Source organism: Achromobacter sp. SIMBA_011, from assembly GCF_046535435.1.
GTDB classification, from domain to species: Bacteria; Pseudomonadota; Gammaproteobacteria; order Burkholderiales; family Burkholderiaceae_B; genus Achromobacter; species Achromobacter dolens.
This window is the reverse complement of the sequence record NZ_JAWRWN010000566.1, coordinates 1-267: the sequence shown is the minus strand read 5'-3', so window position 1 is coordinate 267 and position 267 is coordinate 1. Positions and strand designations below refer to the sequence as shown.

1 protein-coding gene is annotated in these 267 nt (G+C 66.3%); it reads left to right on the top strand.

Features of this window, described 5'->3' with window-relative positions:
* The coding region (locus tag SB816_RS32175) for a tannase/feruloyl esterase family alpha/beta hydrolase (protein ID WP_410548267.1) at positions 1-267 on the top strand (267 nt) is incomplete at both ends.

The following is a 267-nucleotide window of genomic DNA, read 5'->3' as shown; positions in this document are numbered from 1 at the left end:
ACCGTGAAGGGCACGCTCGCGCCGTCGAACAGCTTTGAAGTCGCGTTGCCGGTCAGCAGCTGGACGCAGCGTTTCGCGCAACTGGGTTGCGGCGGGCTCTGCGGCACGCTCAGCGATCCCACGCAGCAAAGCTCGTTCAGCTTCAGCTACACCTGCCCGCTCGTGCAGGAAGGCGGCTTCGTGACGGCAGCGACCGACATGGGCCACTCGGGCAACAGCACGACGTGGACGCAGAACGCGCAGCAACGCGCCGACTTCGCCTATCGC